This window comes from Gordonia sp. NPDC003950 (genome assembly GCF_053605205.1).
This window is the reverse complement of record NZ_JBSGIT010000005.1, coordinates 205,904-229,897: the sequence shown is the minus strand read 5'-3', so window position 1 is coordinate 229,897 and position 23,994 is coordinate 205,904. Positions and strand designations below refer to the sequence as shown.

The 23,994-nt window shown below is 65.1% G+C and carries 24 protein-coding genes and 5 pseudogenes; 8 read left to right on the top strand and 21 right to left on the bottom strand.

Annotated features, from left to right (window positions below):
- Positions 1–93 precede the first annotated feature (93 nt).
- Positions 94–1,686: a carboxylesterase/lipase family protein gene (locus ACWETB_RS06515; protein WP_452210051.1), complete on the top strand. Its 1,593-nt coding sequence runs from the start codon at positions 94–96 to the stop codon at positions 1,684–1,686.
- Between the two features lie 237 nt (positions 1,687–1,923).
- Here the strand turns inward: ACWETB_RS06515 and ACWETB_RS06510 are convergent, their stop codons facing one another.
- Entirely contained in the window at positions 1,924–2,220 is a 297-nt protein-coding gene (locus ACWETB_RS06510) for an SDR family oxidoreductase (RefSeq protein ID WP_452210049.1), read from the bottom strand.
- 34 nt (positions 2,221–2,254) lie between these two features.
- Positions 2,255–2,911, bottom strand: a pseudogene (locus ACWETB_RS06505) (transposase); the annotation flags it as partial.
- A 9-nt stretch (positions 2,912–2,920) separates the two neighbouring features.
- Between ACWETB_RS06505 and ACWETB_RS06500 the strand changes: the two are divergent.
- A pseudogene (locus tag ACWETB_RS06500) lies at positions 2,921–3,223 on the top strand (DNA integrity scanning diadenylate cyclase DisA); the annotation flags it as partial.
- Here the strand turns inward: ACWETB_RS06500 and ACWETB_RS06495 are convergent.
- Positions 3,214–4,004 (bottom strand): annotated as a pseudogene (locus ACWETB_RS06495) (CaiB/BaiF CoA transferase family protein); the annotation flags it as partial. The pseudogenes ACWETB_RS06500 and ACWETB_RS06495 sit on opposite strands and share 10 nt — an antisense overlap.
- Before the next feature lie 171 nt (positions 4,005–4,175).
- On the opposite strand from ACWETB_RS06495, the pseudogene ACWETB_RS06490 reads away from it, so the two are divergent.
- Positions 4,176–5,608: pseudogene (locus ACWETB_RS06490) on the top strand (alkaline phosphatase D family protein); the annotation flags it as partial.
- A gap of 93 nt (positions 5,609–5,701) precedes the next feature.
- Positions 5,702–6,298, top strand: coding sequence for a hypothetical protein (locus ACWETB_RS06485; RefSeq protein ID WP_449742745.1), 597 nt, complete (start codon positions 5,702–5,704; stop codon positions 6,296–6,298).
- A gap of 23 nt (positions 6,299–6,321) precedes the next feature.
- On the opposite strand, the gene ACWETB_RS06480 is transcribed toward ACWETB_RS06485, so the two are convergent.
- From ACWETB_RS06480 to ACWETB_RS06470, 3 genes are all read right to left on the bottom strand, one after another.
- Entirely contained in the window at positions 6,322–7,143 is an 822-nt protein-coding gene (locus tag ACWETB_RS06480; RefSeq protein WP_452210047.1) for a mycofactocin-coupled SDR family oxidoreductase, read from the bottom strand.
- 3 nt (positions 7,144–7,146) lie between these two features.
- On the bottom strand, positions 7,147–7,767 hold the full coding sequence (locus ACWETB_RS06475; protein WP_452210045.1) for a TetR family transcriptional regulator: 621 nt from the start codon (positions 7,765–7,767) through the stop codon (positions 7,147–7,149).
- A gap of 61 nt (positions 7,768–7,828) precedes the next feature.
- The gene (locus ACWETB_RS06470; protein WP_452210043.1) at positions 7,829–8,026 is read right to left on the bottom strand and encodes a hypothetical protein; all 198 of its coding nucleotides are present in this window, start codon (positions 8,024–8,026) and stop codon (positions 7,829–7,831) included.
- 153 nt (positions 8,027–8,179) lie between these two features.
- Between ACWETB_RS06470 and ACWETB_RS06465 the strand changes: the two genes are divergently transcribed.
- A complete protein-coding gene (locus ACWETB_RS06465; protein ID WP_452210041.1) occupies positions 8,180–8,626 on the top strand; it encodes a nitroreductase family deazaflavin-dependent oxidoreductase in 447 nt (148 codons plus the stop codon).
- Positions 8,627–8,633: 7 nt separating this feature from the next.
- Here ACWETB_RS06465 and ACWETB_RS06460 read toward each other — a convergent pair whose 3' ends face one another.
- The 8 genes from ACWETB_RS06460 to ACWETB_RS06425 form a co-directional block, all read right to left on the bottom strand.
- Positions 8,634–9,200 (bottom strand): dihydrofolate reductase family protein, encoded by a 567-nt coding sequence (locus tag ACWETB_RS06460; RefSeq protein ID WP_452210039.1) that lies wholly within the window; start codon positions 9,198–9,200, stop codon positions 8,634–8,636.
- 69 nt (positions 9,201–9,269) lie between these two features.
- Entirely contained in the window at positions 9,270–10,634 is a 1,365-nt protein-coding gene (locus ACWETB_RS06455; protein ID WP_348806889.1) for a wax ester/triacylglycerol synthase domain-containing protein, read from the bottom strand.
- Between the two features lie 369 nt (positions 10,635–11,003).
- Positions 11,004–11,165: a hypothetical protein gene (locus ACWETB_RS06450; RefSeq protein WP_348806888.1), complete on the bottom strand. Its 162-nt coding sequence runs from the start codon at positions 11,163–11,165 to the stop codon at positions 11,004–11,006.
- Between the two features lie 357 nt (positions 11,166–11,522).
- Positions 11,523–12,425, bottom strand: a complete 903-nt coding sequence (locus ACWETB_RS06445; RefSeq protein ID WP_449742753.1) for a DUF4132 domain-containing protein — start codon at positions 12,423–12,425, stop codon at positions 11,523–11,525.
- Entirely contained in the window at positions 12,409–15,102 is a 2,694-nt protein-coding gene (locus tag ACWETB_RS06440; protein WP_452210036.1) for a hypothetical protein, read from the bottom strand. Before ACWETB_RS06440 ends, ACWETB_RS06445 begins: the two co-directional genes overlap by 17 nt.
- Before the next feature lie 132 nt (positions 15,103–15,234).
- Complete coding sequence (locus tag ACWETB_RS06435) at positions 15,235–15,978, bottom strand: hypothetical protein (RefSeq protein WP_452210034.1); 744 nt, start codon at positions 15,976–15,978, stop codon at positions 15,235–15,237.
- Between the two features lie 430 nt (positions 15,979–16,408).
- Positions 16,409–16,897, bottom strand: coding sequence for a hypothetical protein (locus tag ACWETB_RS06430; RefSeq protein WP_452210032.1), 489 nt, complete (start codon positions 16,895–16,897; stop codon positions 16,409–16,411).
- Positions 16,898–17,323: 426 nt separating this feature from the next.
- Entirely contained in the window at positions 17,324–18,385 is a 1,062-nt protein-coding gene (locus ACWETB_RS06425) for a tape measure protein (protein ID WP_452210030.1), read from the bottom strand.
- 32 nt (positions 18,386–18,417) lie between these two features.
- Between ACWETB_RS06425 and ACWETB_RS06420 the strand changes: the two genes are divergently transcribed.
- Positions 18,418–18,618 (top strand): hypothetical protein, encoded by a 201-nt coding sequence (locus ACWETB_RS06420; protein WP_452210028.1) that lies wholly within the window; start codon positions 18,418–18,420, stop codon positions 18,616–18,618.
- Here the strand turns inward: ACWETB_RS06420 and ACWETB_RS06415 are convergent.
- The 7 genes from ACWETB_RS06415 to ACWETB_RS06385 form a co-directional block, all read right to left on the bottom strand.
- Positions 18,615–18,818 carry a hypothetical protein gene (locus ACWETB_RS06415; RefSeq protein ID WP_452210026.1) on the bottom strand — a complete coding sequence of 68 codons (204 nt, stop codon included), beginning with the start codon at positions 18,816–18,818 and terminating at the stop codon, positions 18,615–18,617. The genes ACWETB_RS06420 and ACWETB_RS06415 overlap by 4 nt on opposite strands.
- A gap of 164 nt (positions 18,819–18,982) precedes the next feature.
- A complete protein-coding gene (locus ACWETB_RS06410; RefSeq protein WP_452210025.1) occupies positions 18,983–19,477 on the bottom strand; it encodes a hypothetical protein in 495 nt (164 codons plus the stop codon).
- 124 nt (positions 19,478–19,601) lie between these two features.
- Positions 19,602–20,204 carry a hypothetical protein gene (locus tag ACWETB_RS06405; RefSeq protein WP_452210023.1) on the bottom strand — a complete coding sequence of 201 codons (603 nt, stop codon included), beginning with the start codon at positions 20,202–20,204 and terminating at the stop codon, positions 19,602–19,604.
- A gap of 62 nt (positions 20,205–20,266) precedes the next feature.
- Positions 20,267–20,593, bottom strand: a complete 327-nt coding sequence (locus ACWETB_RS06400) for a hypothetical protein (RefSeq protein ID WP_452210021.1) — start codon at positions 20,591–20,593, stop codon at positions 20,267–20,269.
- A 319-nt stretch (positions 20,594–20,912) separates the two neighbouring features.
- Positions 20,913–21,125: a hypothetical protein gene (locus tag ACWETB_RS06395; protein ID WP_452210019.1), complete on the bottom strand. Its 213-nt coding sequence runs from the start codon at positions 21,123–21,125 to the stop codon at positions 20,913–20,915.
- The gene (locus ACWETB_RS06390) at positions 21,122–21,364 is read right to left on the bottom strand and encodes a hypothetical protein (RefSeq protein WP_452210017.1); all 243 of its coding nucleotides are present in this window, start codon (positions 21,362–21,364) and stop codon (positions 21,122–21,124) included. The genes ACWETB_RS06395 and ACWETB_RS06390 overlap by 4 nt, the downstream gene beginning before the upstream one ends.
- Positions 21,365–21,473: 109 nt before the next feature.
- Positions 21,474–21,695 (bottom strand): hypothetical protein, encoded by a 222-nt coding sequence (locus ACWETB_RS06385; RefSeq protein ID WP_452210015.1) that lies wholly within the window; start codon positions 21,693–21,695, stop codon positions 21,474–21,476.
- Between the two features lie 49 nt (positions 21,696–21,744).
- Between ACWETB_RS06385 and ACWETB_RS06380 the strand changes: the two are divergent.
- Positions 21,745–23,487 (top strand): annotated as a pseudogene (locus ACWETB_RS06380) (response regulator transcription factor); the annotation flags it as partial.
- A 102-nt stretch (positions 23,488–23,589) separates the two neighbouring features.
- Positions 23,590–23,994, top strand: a complete 405-nt coding sequence (locus ACWETB_RS06375; protein WP_348806882.1) for a VOC family protein — start codon at positions 23,590–23,592, stop codon at positions 23,992–23,994.

Genomic DNA, 23,994 nt, shown 5'->3' with positions numbered 1-23,994 from the left:
ACTAGACGTCCTGAGACTCCCCTAGCCTGCCGGATACGCACGGTACGGGACTTAAAATCCGCCCAGTGTCGGTTCGAGCCCGACTGGACACTTATGCTTGTTCGCTCGACGCTGCTCGGTCGCCTTTGTCTCATCATCAGTGTCTGCATCGCGGCCTCGGTGGTCGCGGTCGCGCCCGCCGCCGCGGCCTCGGCGGTGTCGGTGACCGGCGGCACAGTCCAGGGCTTCCCGCGAGACGGCGTCATGACATACCTCGGTGTGCCGTTCGCGACGGCGGAGCGGTTCGCCCTTCCGCACGCAGCCGCTCCCTGGCCTGGGGTTCGCCGCGCGGATCAGCACGGACCGCAATGCCCACAGGCCTTGCCGACGCCAGGTATCTCACTCCCCAGTTCGGTTCCTTTCCCGACGAGTGAGAACTGCCTGAACATCGACCTCTATGTGCCGCCGCACGCTGCCGGGCACCGACTACCGGTGATGGTGTACCTCTTCGGCGGCGCCTTTGTCCTCGGCTCGAATCTCCAATACGACTCTCCGGCCGAGCTCGCCCGGACCGGCAACGTGATCGTGGCAGTGCCGAATTACCGTGTCGGACCGTTCGGATTCCTTGCGCTTCCGGAACTCGCCGCCGAATCCGACGGAGCCACCGGGACATACGGGATCGCCGACCAGCAGTTCGCCCTGAGGTGGGTGCGGGACAACATCGGACGGTTCGGTGGCGATCCGCACAACGTGACTATCTTCGGCGAGTCGGCAGGTGGGATGAGCGTGTGCTCGCAGCTCGCCGCCCGGGGTTCGGCAGGCCTGTTCACCAAGGCCATTGTGCAGAGCGGTGCATGTGAGGACAGCCCGTTGGTCCCGCCACCCGTGCGGGAGGGCTACCGCCGTTCGGCCGCCTACGCCGCGTCACTGGGATGTACCGAACGGGCCTCCCGAGTGGCGTGCCTTCGTTCGCTTCCCATCGAGAAGCTGTTGGATTCGCCGACCACAAAGTTCAACAGCGCCGCGATCACCTGGACTCCGTTCCGGGATGGCGTGGTGGTCGCCCGCACCCCCGGTGAGGCGCTCGCCGCCGGAGCTGCCTCGCACATCCCCATGATCGTCGGGAGTAACGCCGAGGAGGGCGGCACCTTTGTGGCGCTCTTCGACTACGCCCAGGGCAAGGTCCCGACCGCGGCGGGGTACCGCGACGAGATCCGCACGCTCTACCCGGATCACTGGCGGCAGATCCTCGCCACATACCCGGTGTCTCGCTACGGCTCTCCGACTCGTGCGCTGTCGGCGGTGTACACCGATTCACTGTTCGCCTGCCCCGCCGACCAGACCACCCGGTCGGCTGCGGCCGGCGGCACCACCGTGTGGCAGTACCGGTCGACCGCGGCCCCGCTGGGCGAGAACCCGGTGCTGCCGGGCGCATTTCACGCCTCCGACATTCCCTACCTGTTCAATCGCCTGGGCGGCATCCCGATCCCGTGGACCGGGAAGCCCGCACAGCTCGCCGCACAGTGGAAGCGTCAGTGGACCACGTTCGCCCACACCGGGAATCCGAACGGACCCGGTCTCCCTGCCTGGACGCCGTGGACCAGATACCACCAACGCTTCCTCTCGATCGGCGTCGAGAGCTCACATATGCGGGGTGGCTTCACCTCCCTGCACCGCTGCGGATTCTGGAAGTCGTTGGCGAACTGACCGGTCCGTCACGAACCGACGAGCGTCAGTTGCTCGGTGAGATCGGCGGCTGCACTGCGCACCGCGACGACGATGGCGTCGAGCCGTTCGGCTGGCATCCGTCTACGCATCGCGACAACGCTGGGCGCGCCGGCAACCTCACCATCGCTGTCGAAGACCGGCGCCGACCCCCATAGCGTCCAGATCCAGTTCAGCGGTGCTCCCGCTGTAACCGTCTGCACGGATGCACGAGCCGTTTCAGCAGCTCGTCCCCATCGGTGAGTGTGTTCTCCGTGAACGTTCCCGGCCTCCGCTACGTCCGAGTGGGGTGTCGATCAGGCCGGGAGAGCCCACGTTGCAACGGACCCCACGTGATGCGTTCTCCATCGCCGCGTGGTTGCAGAACGCGGTGAGCGCCGCTTTCGACGCACTCATTGCGGGCACGGCACCCGACGCACTGAAAACCGAGGTGGACGAGATCAGCACAGCGGAGGACCCCGACTCCATGAGCGGCAAGGCGTATTTCACACCGAGGAAGTGCGATCGGACGTTCACTCCGAACACCTGGGCTCTTTGACGATGTTGTGGGTCAGTTTCGTTGCGGGAGAGCAGGACACGCGCCTCCGCGAGTCAGTGTCGACATTGCGATGAGGGCATCGGGTGCGTGAAATCCGTAGGCGCGTTTCATCAGTGCACGCAAGTGGGTGTTGTTGGCTTCCACTCGCGCATTCGACAGGCCGCAGACGATCGCGTTATAGATCTGCGTCTTCTGCGACTCGACACTGGTGACGAGGGCGCACATCTCGATGATCCCGCTGCGCCTCGCGCGACTGATCCAGCGTTCGATCGCCCGCCATGGATCATCATGCGTTCCGGAGAACAGATATCGCAGTTGCTCTTTGAGCTGATACGCTCGCGCGAGTTCATTATTGGCGTGGCCAACAATCCTCGCGCGGGTACGTCGCTGGGCCGTGGTGAGGTTCTCGGGATTCTTCAGCATCGCCCATCGCAGGTGGCGGCGGTCGGCCTGGGTCAGCCCGGCGATACGATTCATCACTCTCGCCCGGCATCGGTCTAATGCCCGTGTCGCCCACTGAACAACGTGAAACGGGTCCATACACCACAACGTCTCCGGCGCACGCTCGGCAACGACCGAGGCGATGTACTGGCCGGCATCGGCACTGATATGGGTCAAATGCGCGATTCGAGGCTCGCCGAGCTCATCGAAGAACGCGTGCAGGGTCTGTTGGTGGCGCGACTCACCGATGTCGATCTCCTCGACCTAACACTGATCGCGGGTGCCTTCGGCTACCCGACGACCATCGAGGCGCAGGACACCGCGATGAGCCCGCGCGGCTACCGGCTGCTGGCCCGCATCTCACGCCTGCAGTTCGCCCACATCGACCGCCTGGTCCGCAGCTTCGGCACGCTACAGGCATTGCTCGCCACCAGCGCCGCCGACCTGCAGGCCGTCGAGGGCATCAGCAGCATCTGGGCACGGCACATCCGCGATGGCCTGTCGCGGCTGGCCGAGAGCAGCATCGAACGCTACGAGTAGCGCGTCGTACTCGGTGACCGGTGTTCGTCGAGTCTGTGTTCGTCGAGTCTGGGCGGAGCGCAACGGTAGGTCGCGGGCGTGGCCGAGAGCCGGATCGGGTTGGCCACCTGACGGATCGGGGCATGACTACGTTCGTCGTCGATGGTGATGACCGGTTCGAGCCCGAGACGTTCGGCGAGTGCGACGGCATCCGCGATGTCGTTGAGCGGGCCGCACGGCACCCTGTGCTCGGTGAGCCGCTCGAACCAGGCATCCGCGGTGTCGGCACCCAGCGCGGCGTTCAGGAGCTCGGTCAGTTCGACGCGATTCGCCACGCGGGCGGCATTGGTCGCATACCGTTCGTCGTCGGCCAGATCCGGTTGTCCCAGAACGTCTGCCAGAGCAGCGAACTGCCGGTCGTTGCCGACGGCCAGCACCAGCGGACGGTCGGATGCCGAGAACACCTCGTACGGCGCGATGCTCGGATGCCGATTGCCCATCGCCTGCGGCACCACGCCTGCGGACACATAGCCCGATGACTGGTTGACCAGTGCCGACAGCAGCGACGACAGCAGGTTGACCTCGACCCGCTGACTTCGCCGGTCTGGTCCCGGTGTCGTAGCGCCGCAAGGATTCCCACTGCGGCATGCAACCCGGTGATCACGTCGACCATCGCGACACCGACCTTCGTCGGGGTGTCCGGGTCCGGCCCGGTGACGCTCATCAGCCCGCCGACCGCCTGGATGAGCAGGTCGTAACCTGCCAACTGGTTGTTGCCGCCGAAGCCGGTCACCGAGCAGTATGTCTGTGACAGACGCCACCTATGTCTGCGAGAGGCAAGGGTCGACGCGAAACGGCTTGGTAGACAAAGGGTTCGAGGGAGTGGCGGCGGGTGCATGCGCCGGGCTGGCCCTGATTCATCTGTTGCAATATGCAGTGGTTTACTTGACATAATGTATCTTATCGGCTTGGAAGGGTGTGGCCGGAACCCGACTCCGAGTTCCCCCCGCCCAGCGTCATCCGGACGCGCGGTCCCGCATCCGCCACCAGAAACCGTGTGGTGTTCGGTTCATGCCGGTTTCCTCGGACCGACGACCCGAACCTCGACGAGAAGCTGGGGATCGACGCACTCGACTCCTATGCGACCCGCCTTGCCGGCCTGCCTCATGAGCAGTGGCCGGATGCACTGCTCCTGCTCGGTGATCAGGTGTACGCCGACGAGCTGACTCCCCGCGCCCGTCGCAATCTGGCCGGGCGGCGATCCAGCACCGACCTCCCCGACGACGAGGTGGTCGGCTTCGACGAGTACGCCAGTCTCTACCGGCACACGTGGGGCGATCCGGAGATCCGGTGGATTCTCTCGACCGTGCCGACGGCGATGATCTTCGACGACCACGACATCCGAGACGACTGGAACACGTCGGCCGCGTGGCAGGAACAGATCAACCGGCAACCGTGGTGGCGCGAACGGATTCGGGCGGGTCTGGTGTCGTACTGAGTGTTTCAACATATCGGAAACCTCGATCCGGCTGTCCTCGCCATCGACCCCGACTATCAGGACGTCATCGACATCGACGGGGACTGCTGGTCGCGGTTGGTCGACCTCGCCGACCGCGCCGACACCGAATCCGATGGGCGCAAAGGCCTTCGGTTCAGCTTCCGTTGGGACCTGGGGCGTGCCCGACTGATCGTCGTCGATTCCCGTAACGGCCGGATTCTCGCCGAGGGTGACCGAAAGATGTTGAGCGACGGAGAATTCGAGTGGTTCGAAGCCAGCTGACCGACTCGCCGGAAGCGGTCGATCACCTGATGATCGCAACGTCTCTGCCGTGGCTGCTGCCTCCGGTTCTCGGTGACGTCGAGACGGTGAACGAGATCGCCGCGCACCGGTCCGGGTGGCGTGGTCGGTTGGCCGAGCGGATCCGCCAGGGTGCCGACCTCGAACACTGGCCCGCCTTCAGCCAGTCCTTCGAGCGACTCACCAGGCTCATCCGCAGCAGCGCGTCGCGGCCCGTCGCACCGTCGACCATCACCGTCCTGTCCGGCGATGTCCACCACAGCTACGCCGCGCGCGTCGACTTCGGCGAACCGGTGCATTCGGCCGTGTACCAACTCGTCTGCTCCCCGGTACACAACGTGGTACCGCCGTACGTCAAACCGATGTTCATCGTGGGCTGGTCAACCCTCCTGGCGCGTGGGACCCGTCGGTGGGCCCGGCACGCCGGCGCTCCCCCGCTGCCGATGTCCTGGACCAAGGTCAACGGCCCGATCTTCGGAAACACCATCGCGACCGCCGGCTTCCTCGGACGTTCGGCACGGGCGGTGTTCGAGCAACCCGGAGACGACGGCACACTTCGCACGATCTCCGATGTTGCGCTCACCACCGATGCCTCGGATGCTCGGTGACCGTCTCTCACGTGCTCAACCACCCCCCTGCGTCACGAAATACGCTGTGGCGTACTCTGTTCGCCCGTGCCTCTCCCCACTGCCGACGCTCCTATGAATGACATCACCCTGCGTGAATGCGTGTGGTGCTCGTCGACCGACGACCTCGCCTACTTCCGCAACGAACCGCGATGCGCACGTTGCCGGACCTCCGAACAGACCATCGCCGAGGCTCGCGAGTTCGTCGACTTCTATGGTCTGCGGCCGTTGGGTGGGTCGTTGGAGTCCGACGACGAGGAGGAGCGCGCGCACCGTGTCGCGGCTCGCGAGGCGCGGGCGGAGCTGACCCGTACCCGCACCGAGCCGTCACGGCGTGGAAAGTCCCGATCCGGGCAGCGTGGCGTGGTCGCCACTGGCTCGGCCGGGCGAACTCAGCCTGCGGGAAGGACGAGCGCTAGCCCGGCGCGGACCGCCGCGTCGGCGACGGTTCGATCCTCGAACGTTTCCGGGCCGGACCGCGCAGAACTCGAGCATCGGGCCGAGAAGCTGCTGGCGCAACTCGCCGAGATCGAGGAACGCCTCACCGTCGCGCAGAACGATCCAGGTCTCAGCGGCAAGGCCAAGGTGTCGGACCTGAGTGCGAAACGTGAGTCGGTCCTGCGGACCCTCGCGGCGTTGGCGAAGGCCACGCGCTCTCTGGAACCTGCCTGACGTCACTCGTCCGCGGGGGTGAGTCAGATCTTGCTCGCCCCGTGATCGACGGGGAGCTGAATCCCGGTGATCGTCCGTGACTCGTCACCGGCCAGGAAGAGTACGGCGTTGGCGATGTCCTCGGGCTCCGAGATCGGCGGATCGAACCAGTACTGCCCCATGGCCGCAGCGTAGGAAGGATTGTCCGCGAACACCTTCGTACCTTCAGGGCCTTGGGAGCCCATCGGGGTGTTGACGCCCCACGGGTGTATCGAGTTGACGCGGATCCGGTAGGGCGCCAACTCGATCGCGGCCGACTTGACCAGCCCGACGACGCCGTGTTTGGCTGCGCTGTAATGACTTTGGCCGGGCAGTGACTTGATGCCGGCCACGGAACTGGTCGCGATGATCGATCCGCCGTTACCGAGGTCGATCATGGTCGGCGCGGCGGCGCGCAGCGTGTTGAACACGCCGGTGAGGTTGATGTCGATCATGTCGCGCCACCGGTCTACCGACATCTCCCAGAATCGTCCCCAGCTGACGACCCCGGCGTTCGCCACCACGATGTCGAGGCGTCCCAGTTGATCGACACCACGCGTCACCAGCTCGACCATGCCGTCGAGATCGCGGACGTCGACCTCGGCGTGCACTGCGCTACGTCCGGTCTTCTCCACGAGCGCAACGGTTTCGGCCAGATCCTCCGGGGTGGCGGCCGGATAGTCGGTGTCGGTGGGGGGTGCACAGACGTCACAGAGAATGACGTCCGCGCCCTCCTCGGCCAGCGCGACGGCCTCGGCCCGCCCCTGGCCGCGCGCTGCTCCGGTGATGAAGGCGACCTTGCCCGCCACTCGTCCTGCGCTTGTCATTGTTTACACCTTTCGTCTGGCGGACCGACGACTGCCGGTCGCCGGGTTGATAATTGGCCCGGCAGCGGACAGTAGGTTCCGCACCGTGTCGTCGATCGCCACCTGTGGATCTCGGGCCCAGTTCTCGACGGCCAGTCGGTTGGCGGTCACGACGCAGGCGGCGGCGAATTGTGCGCGCAGGTCGGCCGGGTCGAGGTCGATGCGTCCGGCGAGCACGGGGCGTAGTGCGTCACAACAACGGTCGTGCACGCTGAGCCACGCGGATGCGAGCGCCGGTGACGTCGGGAGTGTCCGCAGGAAGGTGCGGTGGCGCCGGCCGGATGGTTCGTCGAGCGCCGTCTGCAATGCGCCGACCAGCCCGTCGATGAGGTTCTCCTCGTCCGGGCGCGCCGCGAAGGCGTCGACGTAGGATCGCCAGCCGGCGTCAAGTGCCGGGGCGATCACATCTTCCTTGGTGGGGAAATAGCGATGGAATGTGCGTACCGAAACGTGTGCGGCCGCGGCGATGTCGGGGATGGTGGTCGCCGTGTAGCCGCGCCGGGCAAACAGGTCCAGCGCGGCGTCGGAGATGTCGACCGACGTCTGCTGCTGACGTTGTTCACGCAAGGTGGGGACGGTGCCCATGTCCCACACCCTAGCAACTGGTGGCAGAAACTGCCATCAAGGCAGAAGATGCCCCGTATTGTCAGTCGGTGTCGGTGTCGGTGTCGGTGTCGGTGTCGGTGTCGGTGTCGGTGGCGGGGCCATCGTCGGTCGCGCCGCCCTCGCCGGTCCAGTCTCCGGATGTCTCGCCGGAAGCGGGATCTGATTGCACGTCGGAATCCGCGCCTTCCGGCCCGGTGCCTGTGTCCTCGGTGTGTGGGTCGGTCTCTTTGGGGGACATCCACCATTCATACCGAACGTGGTCGCCATGAACTGCCGAACTCGTCATCTCCGTCGATCTCACCGATGTCTCCGGTACGGCAAAGCACTGAATGTTCGGAGTTCGAGTCCAATGTCTCTACCCCTCCTGTCGGGTGGGCGGGACAATCGGAGCATGGGTGAGGTCAAGAGATTCCGCATGACGCCGATACGCAGGGTCGGCGAGAAGGTAATGCCCGTGCCGGTGCGGTGGGGATTGGTACCGCACACCTACATGATGACCACCCGCGGACGGAAGACCGGTAAACAGCACAGTCACCCGGTCAGCCTCGTCGAACGAGACGGCTCGCGATGGCTCGTCGCGCCCTACGGCCCCGTCGGATGGGTGCACAATGCGCGCGCGTCCGGAACGGTACGCATCATCCGGCGCGGCGAGAACCAGGAGTGGGCGGTGCGCGAGGTCACCGCACCCGAGGAGGCCGCCCCGATCCTGAAGGAGTATCTCCGGATCACCGGTCCGCCGCGCGATTACTTCGTCGCGAAACCCGATGCGCCGCTGGAGGAATTCGCCGCCGAAGCGGATCGACACCCGGTCTTCGAATTGGTGCCGATAGGCGCGTGAGGGTACGTCAGTCACGCTGTGCCGCGTAGCGCAGCAGGACGGTGCCACCCGGGAAGGTGCGATTCTCCAACAGTCGCAACGACATCCACGATGGCAGCATCGGAAAGAACGGCAGACCGCCGCCGATTGCCGTGGGCGCGATCACGAGTCGATACTCGTCCACCAGTCCGGCCCGGATCACCGGTGCGGCCAGGGTCGCGCCGGCGATCTCCAACTGGCCGTCGGTCTCGGCCTTCAGTCTGGTGACCACCTCGACCGGGTCGCCGCGTTCCAGGCGCGAGTTCCAGTCGACGGACTCCAGGGTGTGGGAGAAGACCACCTTGGGCATGGCGCGCCAGATGCGGGCGAAGTCGACGATGATGGGTGACGCCTCGGGGTCGTCGTCGGCGGTCGGCCAGTAGTCGGCCATGAGGTCGTAGAGTCGCCGTCCGTAGAACGCCAGGCTGGTCTCGCGTTCGAAATCGTTCCAGTACTGATGCAGTTCCTCGTTCAGATCGGACCAGTCGATGTTTCCGTGCGCATCGGCGATGTAGCCGTCGACCGACACGGTGAAGCCGTAGATGAGTGTGCCCATGAAAGTCAGACTGCACCGGAGCGCGATACTCATCGCGGCGCCGCGCTGGTCACACCACGATTGTGGAGCTCAGGGGGTGCACACCTCGTCGAACCCGACGCCGAGACTGTCGACGAGGACATCGAGATCCGGGACGGCGGCGTCGTCGACGTCGATGCCCAGGCAGCACTCCCCCACATACGACAGCAACGTCACGTTGAACGCTGCCCCGATCGTCGGGCCGAAGGCGTACTGCTTGATGATCTTGGCGCCCGCCATGTACAGCGAGACGGGCGAACCGGGTACGTCGGAGGCGAGGAAGTCGACATGTTCGAGCATCGCGCCGACCGCGGAGGACGGCAGCACGTTGAGGGCACCGGCGATGGGCTGGGCCAGCGGGACCGCCGGCTCCAGCCGCCAGTTGGCGACGATCTCGTGGATGCGACCGATCAGCTTGGCGGGTTCGGGAATGTCGGAGGGAATCACGAAGCGCAACAACGTGATCTGGTTGCCGCCGATCGTCTCGTCGTCGTCGGGCCGCAGGTTGACCGGCATGGTGATCCGCAGACGATCGACATCCGAGTCGTGCCGGCGGTGATACTCACGCATGCCGAGCACGATGCCGGCGAGGAAGGCGTCGTTGAGGGTTCCCCCGCCCTTCTCGGCGGCCGCCGCCAATCCGTCGACCGGAACGTTCAGGGTCGCGAGGTGGCGCCGTGTGCTGCGCTCGGTCATCACCGGCGACTGCGTGCGGAGCACCGGTTCGACGACGCGGGCGATCGAGGCGAGGGTCACCCCGACATCGCGGACCGCCCGGATCGGTTGGAAGAGCATGCGGGTGCCCAGACGTGCCGCCCCGACCACGGACGCGCGCACCACCACTGTGGCCGAGGATGCGTACCAGCCGACGGTGTCGAGTATCGACGGGTCGGCGGCACGGGCGACGCTGTCGGGCGCCGGTTCCCGTGGGGTTCCGGACCGTTCGAAGTCCATGATCTCCGCCGCGATGCGGACCGCGCCGACGCCGTCGGTCATCGAGTGGTGAAACTTCATCACCACGGCCGCGGCCCCGTCGCGTTCGAGACCGTCGAGCAGCGTGTACTCCCACATCGGGCGTGCCGGATCAAATGCGGTCATGGCCTTGGTCCGGGCCACCTCGAGAACCCCGCGCAGATCCTTGGGATGCGGGGCGGCGAGACGACGGAGGTGCCAGCGGAGGTCGAAATCCGGATCTTCGATCCACCGGGGCGGTGCGAGACCCACGTCGGGTACCAGCTTGCGGCGCATCGCCGGTAGTACCTGGGCTGCCCGTTCGGCCGTCGCGACCAGTCGGTCCCAGTCCGGTGAGACATCGAGCAGGAGAACCACGACGACCGTGGAACGCAGGACCGGGTTGTGCTCCATCCGCCAGGAGAACATGTCCGATTGAGTCATCCGGGTGGTGTTACTGCTCATAGCGTCCAGTATCCCCGGTCGACATCACATAGCGGCAGAGTCTTTTGACATGTGCTGGCATGGTTCCGGCACCACGTTCACGGTTTCGTCGTGGATGCTGACGCGTGCGCGTCCGGTTCGCACCGCTCCGCACCACCCGGGCCGGGTGTAGCTCACCGCGGTGCGTTACCGCGACCCGCTGACGTTGACCGCCGCGGTGTCCACCCGCGAGGCGACCGCTCGGTTCGCTCTACCGGCCGACCGATGGACACGCTCGGCAAGCCGACCGTGGCCGGGTGATCGGGCAGGGTAATCGGGCAGGTGCCCGGCGAGTCGCGCGGCAGCCGTTGATTCGGTTGATCAGTGGGAACTGCTCCCCGCGCGGGTAGATCATGCCTTGTCGCGATCGAGTCGCATTCGAATGTCGTCCCGCATCGTCTTCTTGTCGATCTTGGTGGTGGGCATCTTGTCGACGACGACCAGACGTTCGGGGATCTTGAACCGTGCCACCCCGGCGGCCTGCATCGACCGGCTGACATCGTCGAGTGACACCGAATGTCCCTCGGCCTCCGTCAGATACAGCCACCGTCAGATACCGGCAGAGCCGTTCACCGAGAACCAGATCCGGCGTGGCGATGGCAGCGGCCGTCTCGACGCCGGCAAGTCGGTAGGCGACGTTCTCCATCTCCTCGGCGGAGGCCTTCTCACCACCCCGGTTGACCATGTCCTTGTCGCGACCGGCCGGCGTCGATTCCGAATGCCACCTCGGTGGTCTTCCCGGGGCAGAGTCACTTCGCGAATCTGACCGACCCGAAAGGGGTTGCCGGGGCGATTCGGGAGTTCACCACCGGATAGGCCGTACTCACAGCTCTCGGCCTCGGATGCGGGCTGCCCCCGGTGTACGCGTCGCTACCGGGCACGCTCGCAGACGAGCGTCGCCATCCGGACGCCTTCGCTGTAGACCGCAGCGGGCAGGTGATGGATTCGAACCACCTCGTCATGGCAGAGCCACCTGAGAGTGTCGGTGGTGACGCCGTACTCGTCGTCGAACAGCAGATGTGCCTCGTAGACCGCTCCGTCCGCGACGATCCTGGTCACCACACGACCGTCGTGGACGCGAAAACCGTGGGCGAGAGCGGCGTCCGACACCGCATGCTTGTCGCGGAATTCTCGTCCCTGAAAGTCGAGGTTCACATAGGCCCGGTCGTCGGGGCGGTAACGAAACGTCATCCGGTGAATCTGCTCGACGGGTTGTTCGATACCGGTGTCCTCGGCGAAGCGTCGCAACTGGTCGAGTTCCGCACCCAGTGTTGCCGGATGGGGGAACACGACGTTCTCGCACCGTACGGACACCATGGTGTCCAGTGGTGTGAGCACCTCGATCACTGCGGTCTCGTCGCTATGTGGGTCGGGTACGACGCGGTGGAGAAATCCGGCGGATGGCGGGTCGTCGGCATCGACTGGTGTCGTGACGTCGCGTATCGGTACGACGGCCAGGTTGCGTAACCAGCGTCGCCAGGTCGGGTCCGGCCATAATTCACCGAGAAGTAGTGTGCGCACCGGCATTCCGGTACTCACCCATCGCTGTACCTCGGCGTGGGAGTGCGAGTCGTGTCGCACCAGCAGGTCCCCCAGTTCACGCAGCTGTGTGTACTCGGGTGTGCCGTACACGGCCTCCGGTACCGAGGGAAGTGCGGTGCCGTCCAACCGCCGTGCCACGACCTCACCGTCCTTCAGGGACAGTTCTGTCTCGCCGACGGTCACCCACAGAGAATCCCCGGTGCTCGAGCTGACCTCATCGTTCGAGGACATCCGACCTCCGTTCGGCGATCGCCCGGGCCTGGTGCACGAGCTCTGTCAGGTCCGCGACGATGGGGACGGGGGCACCCGGCAGCACCCGCTCGATCGTGGGACCCAGATGATCGTCACCGGCGGCCAGTAGCTGCTGGGCGTCCTCGTCGGTGAATCCGCGCATCCGATCTGAGGTCACGGAGTCTCGCACGGTCAGCTGATGCCACCACATGGGCCGCAGGTGGCAGAGCCACTCGTGGGCGGGTTGTGCTGCCCGATAGGATAATTCGCCGTCAACCAGTTTGCGGGTGTCCCAGATCAGGTCGCCACCGTCCGCGTCGTAGATGCGCGAACCCGTGAGAACCCACCGGTGGCTCCCGCTCTCGGGAACGCGCATCACCGACGTCGGAGTGATGTGACGCGGTAGGTCGATGGTGATCGACGTGCCGTCACCTTCCACAACCCGCCAGCGTTGTTCGGTCGAGTCGCAGAACACCGCCAGATAATGCCTCTCATTGTGTGTATTGACCGGCGAATGACGGGTCGTGGGAGTCACCGGCCGGGCGGTGCAGTACTCGGGGCGTATCCGTTCGCCGGGCAGTGCCGACGGAAAGAGTCCGATCACGTCCGGGGGCGTCAGGTGTTCGCTTCCGCTGAATGGACGGAACTGATGTCGGTTCACGTCGGACGACTCCGGTACCACCCACGCGTTTCCCTCCTCGTCGACGAGGACGGGAAATGGCTCACGCAGCACCACCAGAGCCGGCATATCCGGCGCGACAACCGATGTCGTCGACCAAACCCGTCGTCCGTCCGGCATCACCCAGGACGCGCCCGTACTCGCGGCGTGACGATTTCGATCAAAAGATTGGCTGTCGTAGGTCACGTGGGCCCGCCGCCCCGACGGACTCCATGTGGCGACATCGCCATCGGTCTGCACCACCTCGCCATCGACAAGAGTGAGGAAGCGTGAGTTCCAGGGCAGGCCAGCACATTCGGCGACAACGTCATCGCCGTCGACGAAGACGAAACGACTGCCGCTGCGGACGCCGACGGCCGGCCAGGCATCTGCCCACGCCGGAATCGCTTCCCGGTCATCGAATCGACTGGATGCGAATGTCCCCGGCCTGGTTGGGGCGGGCGTCGGCTCGACCAGATCTTCGAACATCGTCCACCCGTACTCCGAGGGGAGACCGCATCGAATTGCTTGGCTCAGCAGGGAAACGGGAGCAAGGGCGGCCACCGCCGAGGCGAGCGCCCGGCTCATGAGCGGTGCGGGAATCTGGGCAACCTTGCCGAGGGTCTCGACGATCTGACGAACGGAACCGGTTGTGGTCAAACGGTTCGCGAGTTCGTTGGTGTAGCGACGACAGAGTTCGGCGACACCCGCGGCGGTCAACAGCTCCGGCTCGCGGGTCACCGCCCGCATGAGCGCTCTGCCCGTGCCGTCGATGTTTGCGGTGAAACTATGGGTCGCCGCGTAGAAACGCAGGTCGCGTCCGAAATGTGTGGCCGGTTCGGTGAGCCCGGTGACGCGGCCTTCGAGCTCCAGCCCGGCCGCCAGAAGAGCGTCATAGAGTCCCGCCGATATGGCGCAGGTCGATGGGGTGCCCACCACTGTCCGGTGCACCTCGATTCGTCCAGAATCCCGGGCTGCGATGACCTTCTCGACGAGACGCACCAGGCCACCTCCCGTGTCATCGTCGAAGCCGCGGTCGAGAAGTCGGTATGTCTGGGCCGCCAGCCATTCACCCGCGTCGACGCGTCCATCGAGGAGAGCGGCGTCGGCACCGACCGCGATGAGGTAATCGGCCCAGTCGCTCGGACCGATTCGTCGGGGGCGCACCCGGAGTAACGCTTCGGCCCAGAGCTCGTTGCCGTCCACGCCGGCGGTCACCCGGTCCGCGACCCGTGTCCAGAACGGTGACGAGGCGTCGCAGGTTCCCGGGAGGTCGAGAATGCCGAACAGAAACCGATCAAGATGGTCGTCCGGATCGATACCGCATTGTTCGGCCACTTCAGCGATGTCGGCGAGCATCCCCACATGCGGGGCGTAGCCACTACCGACCATTGCCGTCAGTACCGCGCAGAAGGTATCTACGCAGAAGGAATCCGTATCGGCCGGCGCGGGCATGGCGGTCAGGCTGCGTCGTAAGGGTAAGAGGTCCGCGCTGTCCAGCTGGCCGCGCAAGGCAAACTCCTGGTACGCGGCGACAAGCCGCGGGAGATCTGGTTCCACTCCGGCCGAACGCTCACCGACGCGAGCATCGGTGAAATATGACATCTGGCCGCCATCGCCGTGTCCGGCCCACGCAGGGTCCTGTACTCGGGCCCGCTCTTCGGTTGCCAACGCGACCACGGCGGGGGGTGCACCCCGTTCCCACTTGCGCCATTCGAAGGGACTGGCCGAATGCAGCAGGTTGGCACCCGCGAGGATGTCGTCGCGGTCATCGGGGTGGTGGGCCAATGCCCACTCCGGGTATCCGGCAATGCCGCGTGCCTGGTAGCCCACCACCCGGTCACCTGCGACCTCCACCCCGTTGACGAGGTGCTCGTCGTCGGCGGTGCCGATCCGTCGTATCACCCGATCGCCGAGGAGCGCAGACCGAAGCTCCACCACTCGTGCCGGTGAGGCGCCGTGCACTGGCTCGTTCGACACGCCACCGAACTGGATGATCTGCCGTGCTCCCCAAGTCACCGGACCGATGCTAGCCGACCGCGTCGACTGCAATAACGCCGTAGATCCGAGTCACCAGGTGACTCGGATCTACGGCATAGCGTCTCGCGATCAGCTGCCGGTGGACGCGGGCCCGTCCCGCGGACGTGGGTTTCAGGCACGTGACCGAGCGAGTGCACAGAGCATCCGACGGGTCTTGACATCGGTCGGTGAAGGTATCAGACCGCGGTTGTCCAGAGCTGTTCGGATCGCCAATTGGATTGTCGCAGAGCGTATTTCCAACTCACCCGCCGACTCCCCCGGTCGTGGCTGCACCATTGCGGAGATCTCGAGCAGATCCACCTCGGGCACGGTCCAACGCTCTACCTCGATCCCGACCCCGTCCAGCGATATCCCCGACCATCGCGATGAGTCGATCGGCCCCAGCCGCATCAGGTGGTCGATGGGTACGCCTGCGGGTGTGCAGGTCACGAGAAACTGACGCTGCGCAGAATCGAGGAGATGTGCCGGATCGATCCCGTCGGCAACGGCGGTTCCCACCGAACCGGGGTTCCGTCGACTCACCACCGACGCCGCCATCGCGCGATGTGAGCCGCACCAGTCGCCGGTGAGGCGGTACATCAGATTGTCGTCGGCGAACGGGGCGACCCACTTGCCGACCAGTCGGTCCGGCGGACACGGGCGTAGCCGGACCGTGATGTCATCCTGGTCACCGCTGCGCATCTTGATGATGAGATTGCTCGACAGCAGCGGAAGAGGAGTGTGCTCGACCGTCGACTTCGCTTCGGCAAACCAGATGTCGCGACGTTCCGTGGGCCGCTGCGGACACCCCAGGACCCGCAACGCCTCGCCGACCCCGGTGTCGATGTTCGTCTTGATCTCGATCGGTGCGATCACAGGCCACCCTCCATGTACATGACGCTCACTGCGCACCGAGGTCTTCAGCCGCGCCGGTTATGTCCATCGTCGCCATCGACACGCCCGAGGGCACGAGTACGGCGCTACCTCAATCGGGGTCGTCGCGGCCGAAATCGGACGTCAGAACCGGACAAACCACACGAACGGGCACCTCCGACGTACCTCTCAGGTGAATGCAGCGTCGGAACCGAGAGGTGCGAGCCGCAATCCGAGGGGTGATGTGCCGGGGATCGAGTAGTCGATTACTCGTGTACCCGTTCACCGATGGCTTCATGCTGGTGGGGCACCGACGCGTACGAAGATGAACCCGACGACCGGCGGAGCTTTCCCGCCACGGAGACTGCTGATGCCCGGAATCCCTGGTGTGACCGCCTCGACCACCGCGCTGCAGGGCGCACCGCCGCAGGCGTCACCCGACGGACGACCCGCTGAGGGATTGGGCGCGCACCTGCTGCTGGATGAAGCTGGTACGCATGTCAGAAAAGGCGCGTGCCGCCGACTCTCCGTCAGGACCGAGCGCCCGGAGCTGGCTGCGTAGCTGGTTGGCTGACGCATCGCTGCCCGCCATCCGTTTTGCGAGATCCTCGTTCGAGATGCCGAGCTTGTCGAACGCGCGCTGTGCCGCCTCCGCTTCGTCGGCAAGCGCATTATTCCGACCGCGATTGGTGTCCCACGTCGCGAGGCCAGCCATGAAGGATTTGTGGGTGGCGGCCGTCGCATCGAGCTTCTGTCGATACTGGTCGACCGCAGCCGTCTGGGACTGGATCACGCTGTCGTTGACTGCGCCCCCAGAGGCCACGAGTGCGTTCAGCACCTCGTGCTGCGCCTCGACGAGGTTGCGGCTGGCATCGGCGAGAGCTTCCGTTTTCTGCTTGGCCTCAGCGAATTTGGCGGCCACATATGTTCCAGCCACTGCCGCTGCGGTGAGCCCTAGCCCGACAGGACCACCAAAGACCCCCGCAACCGCCGACCCCGCATTCTTCAGCATCCCGAGCCCACCCTTGGCCGCAGCCGCCGCATTGGCGCCGAGTACGCGGGTTCCAGCGGCGACAAGACATTCCAGGATTTGCAGCCTGCATATAGCCGATCGAGGTACGCCACGCCGAACCAAACCCTGTGACCGCCGTCCGCGCGGATGCGAGCTGGCCGGCCATTGGTGCGACCGCCGTCGTTACCCGCCCCATGATCGCCGGCACGGTCTTGAAGGCCAGCCACGCCGCCACAAGTGCCGTCACCGCACCCTGGTTCGACTGCATCAACCCCGACAGTCCCGACAGGATCGGCTCGATCGCCATCAGCACCGCCGATGCCGCCTGCAACGTCGTCAAGAAGATCTGCCAGCCCGAGACACCCAACGCGGCCGACGCCTGCGACAGAGACGAGATGATCCCCCCACCGCGGGTGCCATCGATGCGAGCGTATCCATCAGGCCAGCGAGCGTCGACTTCAGGTCGTCGATCGCCCCGGTCTCCTCGAAGCTCGCGAACGCCTCACGAACCTTCGGGCCCCACTCGTCGAAAACCTTCGAATCAAATGCAGCCGCAAGCTCTTTCGCCTTCGGGGTGAAAGCGTCAATGCGCGCAGTAACGTCTCCGAAGAATGCGGGCAGCCGGTTGAAACCGGGTTCCTCCACTGCCGCGCCCAGCCTGCCGAGCGCGGCAATCATGTTCTCGAAGGAGCCCTTGACTGTCTTTCCGGACTCGAGTGCGGCGCCGCCGATATTCTTCCGGATCGCCGCGAAGAAGACTTCGGACGATACCTCGCCCTTCGACGCCAAGTCCTCGACCTCGCCGGCGGCCACCCCCATCTCCTGGCCGAGCCACTGATAGATCGGAATACCCCGATCAGCGAGCTGACCCAGGCTGTCGTTCATCGCGTTGCCCGAGGTCTGCACCCCGTTGAAGATCGAGCCCATCTCTCCGAGTGATGCTCCCGCGATCGTCGCGGCGTCCGCTGTGAGCGACAGATACTTCGTGAGGTCCTGACCCGGCTTGATACCCGCGGCGATGGCCGACGCGGCGATGGTCGCGGAATCACCGAGCCCGAAGGCAGTGCCCTTGACCGATGCTAGTGCCGAGTCCATGACCCGTGCAGTCTCCTGTGTCGAGCTGCCGAGCCCCGCTAGCTTCCCCGTGGCCTGGTCGATCGCATTGAGCCGATCGAAGCCCTTGGTGAAGGCTGTCGACACCGCCTGCATCCCCACGCCAATCGCTTTCGACGCCCCAATACCCAGCGCGGTACCCATTGCGGTCGACATCGTCGACCCCATGCGCTGACCCGATTGCTGTGCCTGCCCCTCGGCTTGCCCGAGTGCCGACTTCACCGACTTGGGGATGCCCGACGTCTCGGCGACGATGCTGATGTACGCAGTGGCCAACTCGACCAAGAGGGACACCTCCCTGGGATTACGCTGGGTGGATGGGAAAAAAGATCACTGACGAAATGGTGGACGCCGAGCTGGCCCGCCAGGACTACAACCGGAGGGCTGGTGTGGTCGAGGTGGAGGGCCGCGTCGACGCGAATCTGTCGTTCTGGCAGGTCGTTTCGGCGATGGTGGTGGCCAACCTGATCACCGCCGTGGCGGTGGGGATCGTGGTAACCGTCGCTATGCTGGCTTAGATCCCCATCTCCGCCCGGATCTCCGCGGCGGCGGTGCGAGCACGGGCGTCACTGTCCGCTTCCGTCGTCTCATCGACTGACTTGCGATCGGATGAATCGTCACCGCGGGGGCCGTACGCGCCGGGGGCGTATTCGTCCGGCACCTCTGGCATCACTCGCGCGGCGGCGAAGTACCGCAGGTCACGGACGAGGGTCGCCACCTCTGCCGCCATTGCGGTTGTCGGATCGGCCCAAATCCAGTCGTCGGGATGTAGCGCGCGGAAGAGTGCAGATGACCCATTCGGCGGGGACCATTGCAGGATGTCGCGGAACTCAACCCACGACAGCTGCGGGGTACCGATGTCACTGAGCCTGAAGCCATGTGTCAAGAGGTCGTATCTGACGGCCCCGCGGTGCTCTCCTTGGAGGATGTCGCGGAGCCCTCGGATTCCCCCATCGACGTCTCCGACGCCGCCACCCACTCGTCGTAGATCCACTTCACCTGACCGAGTGACAGTGACGCGATTCGGTCAATCACCTTACGGGCGGCCATCTTCGAGACCACCGACGGATATTCGGTTGCCAGAGAGTCGACCACAACTTCGATCTGCTTCGAGTAGAATTCTCTGTCCGAGATGGGTTTCCGCGTCTCTGATACCGCCGTACCGTCCGCATTGAGGACAGGTTGGCCGTCATCGCCGATCGCAGGCTGTGGGATCATACGCTCCGCAAGCCATGCGTCCCAAGCATCCGCCCCGGACGGTGGGACGTACTCCACTTTAGGCAAAACGAATGTGAGCTTCGGCTTGCGGAGATCAAAGTCGACCAGAAGATCAGCAGAGAACTCCGCATCCCCGATGTCGGGTACAACGCGTGCCATTGACCAGGAACCTTTCGTGATAGGTGAGATCGTGATAGGTGAGATGCTGATCAGGAGCGAAGCCCGCCCCGGCGAGGGCGGCTCCTGGTCAAAGGGGTGTGAAAACCCCGCCGGGGCGAGACTGTTACGAGCCCGAGACGATGACGCCGTCGTCGCGGAACTCCTTCAGGAACTTGCCGTCAGACCCGCGGTAGACGCTAAAGGTCAGCTCATAGCTGGTGACGTCGTTGTAAACGTCCTTGATCTCAGCGATCTCGGTGACCTGGCAGAGCTCGGCGACATACAACTTGCCCTTGCCGGCATCCTTCGTCTTGATCGCAGCCTGCAGGTAGGGCAGCGGATCGGACGAGTGCACAATGCTGATCTGCTCGCCGTGGGAACCGGTTGCCGCAGTGATCTCCACATTGTCTGTGCCGTAAACGGTCTCGACCAGATTGTGGTTATCGGCATCGAGGAACTTCGCCTTGAAGCCGTCGCTGAACTTGTCCTGCAGGTTGCGGTAGACCGCGCCGTCAAAGTCGTTGACCTCGGTCGAGGATCGGGTGTAGCTGATCGACAGACCATCACTCGACAAGGTGCCGAGATCCAGCGCGGCCCATCCGGTCGGCAGTGCCGTGCCGGGCGCCGCATGGGACCTGGCCGGAAGTTCCAGCACGCCGGTCGGGCCGACGAACACAACGCCGCCATCAAGCGACGCGGGAACGAAACTCTTCTTTACATCTCCCATGACTGGGTGCCCCTTTCAGGCGATTCGACCAGGAGCCGCGAAAGGGTATTCAGTTGTAAGACTTAGTGATCCATGCGGACGTACAAGGTGCCGGTGAACTGAAAACGGGAATGCTTCGGAAAATCCGGGTGCGCATAGTCGGCGATGCCGCCGCCATCCCACCCCGTCACCCACATGTCAGCCCACGGACCGCCAGACGAGGCGGCATCAAAGGCGTCATAAGCATCCGCCGCATCCGCCTCTGCCTGCGCAGTGTCAGGAGAGCCCTTCACTGTCGACGCGAAGCACTGGCACAGGATTGTCACCCGATCCAAGTACCGATCACGTCGACCGCCAGCGCGCGACACCCGCACAAACCGGGCTGGATCATCCGACACGATCGCCGACACGCGCACACCTGGCAACGCAGCTCTGACAATCGACTGCGCTGCTGCAACAGGAGAACTCACGCCGAACCCAATGCGGTGATCAAGGTGTTGTGTTTCGCATTGTTCGCCATCGCACGCGCATCAGCCGTAACCACCGTGGTCCGCCACCGACCCTGAGGCCGCTTCACGCCCTGACGAGAACCCACCGCATACGTTCCCTTACCAATCCGATTCGCCTCAGCCGCAACCCGTTCGGCCACCGCCTCCTCCTCGGCAACAAGCGCCGGATCGGACCGAATCTGATAGAGAGCGTTGTAATCCCACACAAGACGGACAGCCACTACTCCCCCTCGTCCTCGTAGGTTTCCTCGACGCGACGCCACGCACCAGGCGCATAGGCCGCCCACAGATCGTTCGGCCGCTGAAAAATGCACAGCACACCAGACGGCTCCGTAACGAACGACAGCCTGGCCTCCGGCCCTTCGATCCACCGATCGCCATCAGGAGCGCCATCGGCACCGATGCGCGTCTCCACGTACAGCACCTTCTTCACGACGACACCACCTTCAGATTGATGACAAGGCAGCCGAACTCAGCATTGAACGGGTTATGCACGAAACCCTCCGGCCGACCGACCACCTCATAAGTGACGCCGTCAACCGTCATACGATCCCGAGCGGACACTGCGCCGAAATCCGGCAACACGACCAGCCCGAGCTCAGCAACATCACGCACAAACCCCGCATTCGCCTGCAAATCAGGCTCATCCGAGCTCGGCTGCTGGATCGTCACGAACCGCTTCTCGGACGGCGCCGACCACGAATCAATCGTGTTGCCGTGCGCATCCTCGCTAGAGCCGGAATACGACTCGTGGAAGACAGTGAAGAGGGCGGAGATCTGCCTACGGTGACGTGACAATGACCTGTCCTCCCGGCCAGCGATACGAACAGGCCAGTTCGCGTTCCTCGGCATTCAAACCCACCGACGACTGCACCGACTCGGCCCGATATCCGGTTGACTGCGACACAGGCCCGGCCGCATCGGCAAGGGTGCTGGCACCGGCGCGAACATCTTCCGGCACAATCAGTGCCCGCGAAACCATTTCGGCGATCGCGACACTCACATCACCGGGCACATTCCCGCCGTGCGCGTAGGTGACAGTGACGAATCATGCGCGGTTCGCCCACCCGCTCTACGGCGATGTGATCAGGCGGCGCATCGGGACAATCGCCGGTCGACGCCTCCGCGCCCGGATCGTCGAGGTTCTGCGCGAACGGCCGACCGGCACGGCCGCCGACCGGATCCGCCTGGCGCGACTGTGCGTCGACGGTGGCCACCAGCTCGACGTCAAGCTGCTGATCTCGGCCGCGAAGGATGCGGTGGCGCTGACCAATCTTCCTCTGGGAGAACGCCTTGCGCGAGCTGCGACCGAGAACGGCGGAGGTCTGCGCGCCGTGGACGTGCTGTCGAGGGCCCTCCTGTGGCAGGGCAAGATCGTCGAGGCCAACGAGGTGCTCGCCGCCTTCGACCCGGACACCCTCGATGAACTCGAACTCGTCCAGTGGGGCGTGCCGCGCATCAGCCTGTTGTTCTGGTCGCTCGGCGACGTCGACCAGAGCGCGCGCCTGCTCGATCTGCTGCGGTCGAGGGTGCGGTATCCGGCGCTGTGCTTGATGGTCGAGGCGACCGGATCGGCGATGGCGGTGCACGCCAACCGGATCGCGGAGGGTATCGACAGCGCCGAACGGGTGCTGGCCGACCCGGAATCCCCCGGGCAGGCAGTCGATTTCGCGGCCTTCGCGGCGGGACTGGCGATGCCGGTCGCCGGCCGTGGCCGCGATTTCGAGGCGATCGCCGATCGGTGCCGTCCCGAACACAAGGCCACCGACGGCATGATCAAGGTGATGGTGCGCTACGGCGACGTGCTGGCCCTGGCCACCACCGGCCGCATCGACCTCGCCGAGCAACGGGCGATCGAGTACGCCGAATTCTCCAACGCAGGCCAATTCGTCGGGTGGGCGATAGCGAAGATCATGGCCGGCCTCGTCTCCTGTTATCGGGGGTCTTTCCGGGAGGCGATCGGTGCACTCGAACAAGCGCTGGCAGCACTCAACGCCGACAACTCGCTGCCGTGGAAACTCCCGGCGCGACTGCTACTGGCACGTGCCTACGCGGCACTGGGTGCGGTGGGCGACGCCGACCGGGTGCTCACCGAGGCCGACGAGCATGTGGGTCCGCACGAAGCGATCCACGATCCGCAACGGTTGATCTCCCGCGCCTGGCTGGCCGCCGCACGCGGTGGGGAACGAACCGCCATCGAATTCGCGCACGGCGCAGCCGATCTCGCGCACGAGGTCGGTCAGTACGCCGTCGAGGCGGAAGCCCTGCATCACGCGGCGCGCTTCGGTGATCGCACCATGGCCGAACGACTCGTGCAGGTTGCGCCCCGGGTGCAGGGAGTGCTCGCGCCGTTGTTCGCACGCCACGCGGTGGCGGTCGCCGACGCCGACCCCGACGCGCTCGACGACGTCAGTCACGCCTTCGAGCAGGCCGGACTGCTGTTGTCGGCGGCCGACGCCGCGGCGCAGGCGGTGTCGCTGCATGACCGGGCCGGGCATCGGCGGCAGAGCACCGAGTCCAGCGCCCGGGCACTGCTGCTGTCCAGGAGGTGTGATGGCGCGACGACCCCGGCCACCAGAACGGCCGCGCGGCCATTGCCGGTCACACCGCGTGAACGCGAGATCGCGGCGCTGGTGTCACAGGGCCTGAGCAATCGTGAGATCGCCGATCGCCTGACGGTGTCGGTCCGCACCGTCGAGGGACACGTGTACCGGGCGTGTATCAAACTCGATGTCGCCGATCGTGACGAACTGGCCCGCATCGTGTGGCGGGGCGACAAGCGGGGTGTCGGGTAGCTGGTGTGTGGAGCGGCTGCGCGGCGATGACTTTCCGATTGCCTCGTGGTCTGTACTGCGACGGTGTCGGACGGCAGACATCGCAGACCTCAGGAGTGAATCGTGCACACCACCATCTTCGTCAATCTTCCGGTGGCCGACGTGGCGCGCTCGCGTGCCTTCTTCGGTGAACTCGGATACTCCTTCAACGAGAACTTCTCCGACGGCAGGGCGATCTCTGTCGTCCTCGGGGACAACATGGTGGCAATGCTGCTGCAGCGGGACTTCTTCGACACGTTTCACCCCGTCCACACGGCCGATGCGACCGTGACAAAGGAGTGCGTTGTCTGCCTTGACGCCGACAGTCGTACGTCTGTCGACGAGTTGGTCGACGCGGCCATCGCCGCGGGGGCCACGCCCGGCGACACCGAGGATCACGGCTTCATGTACGGGCGCAGCTACAGTGATCTCGATGGTCACTCGTGGCAGATCATGTGGATGGATTCGGCTGCGACACAGTCAGAGTGA

What these genes read in the sequence shown, in the direction of transcription:
- ACWETB_RS06445 (WP_449742753.1), bottom strand. Translation starts at nt 12,425, where the DNA reads ATGTCCTCGAACGATGAGGTCAGCTCGAGCACCGGGGATTCTCTGTGG.
- ACWETB_RS06405 (WP_452210023.1), bottom strand. Translation starts at nt 20,204, where the DNA reads ATGGGAGATGTAAAGAAGAGTTTCGTTCCCGCGTCGCTTGATGGCGGC.
- ACWETB_RS06460 (WP_452210039.1), bottom strand. Translation starts at nt 9,200, where the DNA reads ATGGGCACACTCATCTACGGCTTCACCGTGTCGGTCGACGGCTACATC.
- ACWETB_RS06515 (WP_452210051.1), top strand. Translation starts at nt 94, where the DNA reads ATGCTTGTTCGCTCGACGCTGCTCGGTCGCCTTTGTCTCATCATCAGT.
- ACWETB_RS06475 (WP_452210045.1), bottom strand. Translation starts at nt 7,767, where the DNA reads ATGGGCACCGTCCCCACCTTGCGTGAACAACGTCAGCAGCAGACGTCG.
- ACWETB_RS06485 (WP_449742745.1), top strand. Translation starts at nt 5,702, where the DNA reads ATGAATGACATCACCCTGCGTGAATGCGTGTGGTGCTCGTCGACCGAC.
- ACWETB_RS06465 (WP_452210041.1), top strand. Translation starts at nt 8,180, where the DNA reads ATGGGTGAGGTCAAGAGATTCCGCATGACGCCGATACGCAGGGTCGGC.
- ACWETB_RS06470 (WP_452210043.1), bottom strand. Translation starts at nt 8,026, where the DNA reads ATGTCCCCCAAAGAGACCGACCCACACACCGAGGACACAGGCACCGGG.
- ACWETB_RS06480 (WP_452210047.1), bottom strand. Translation starts at nt 7,143, where the DNA reads ATGACAAGCGCAGGACGAGTGGCGGGCAAGGTCGCCTTCATCACCGGA.
- ACWETB_RS06420 (WP_452210028.1), top strand. Translation starts at nt 18,418, where the DNA reads ATGGGAAAAAAGATCACTGACGAAATGGTGGACGCCGAGCTGGCCCGC.
- ACWETB_RS06410 (WP_452210025.1), bottom strand. Translation starts at nt 19,477, where the DNA reads ATGGCACGCGTTGTACCCGACATCGGGGATGCGGAGTTCTCTGCTGAT.
- ACWETB_RS06455 (WP_348806889.1), bottom strand. Translation starts at nt 10,634, where the DNA reads ATGAGCAGTAACACCACCCGGATGACTCAATCGGACATGTTCTCCTGG.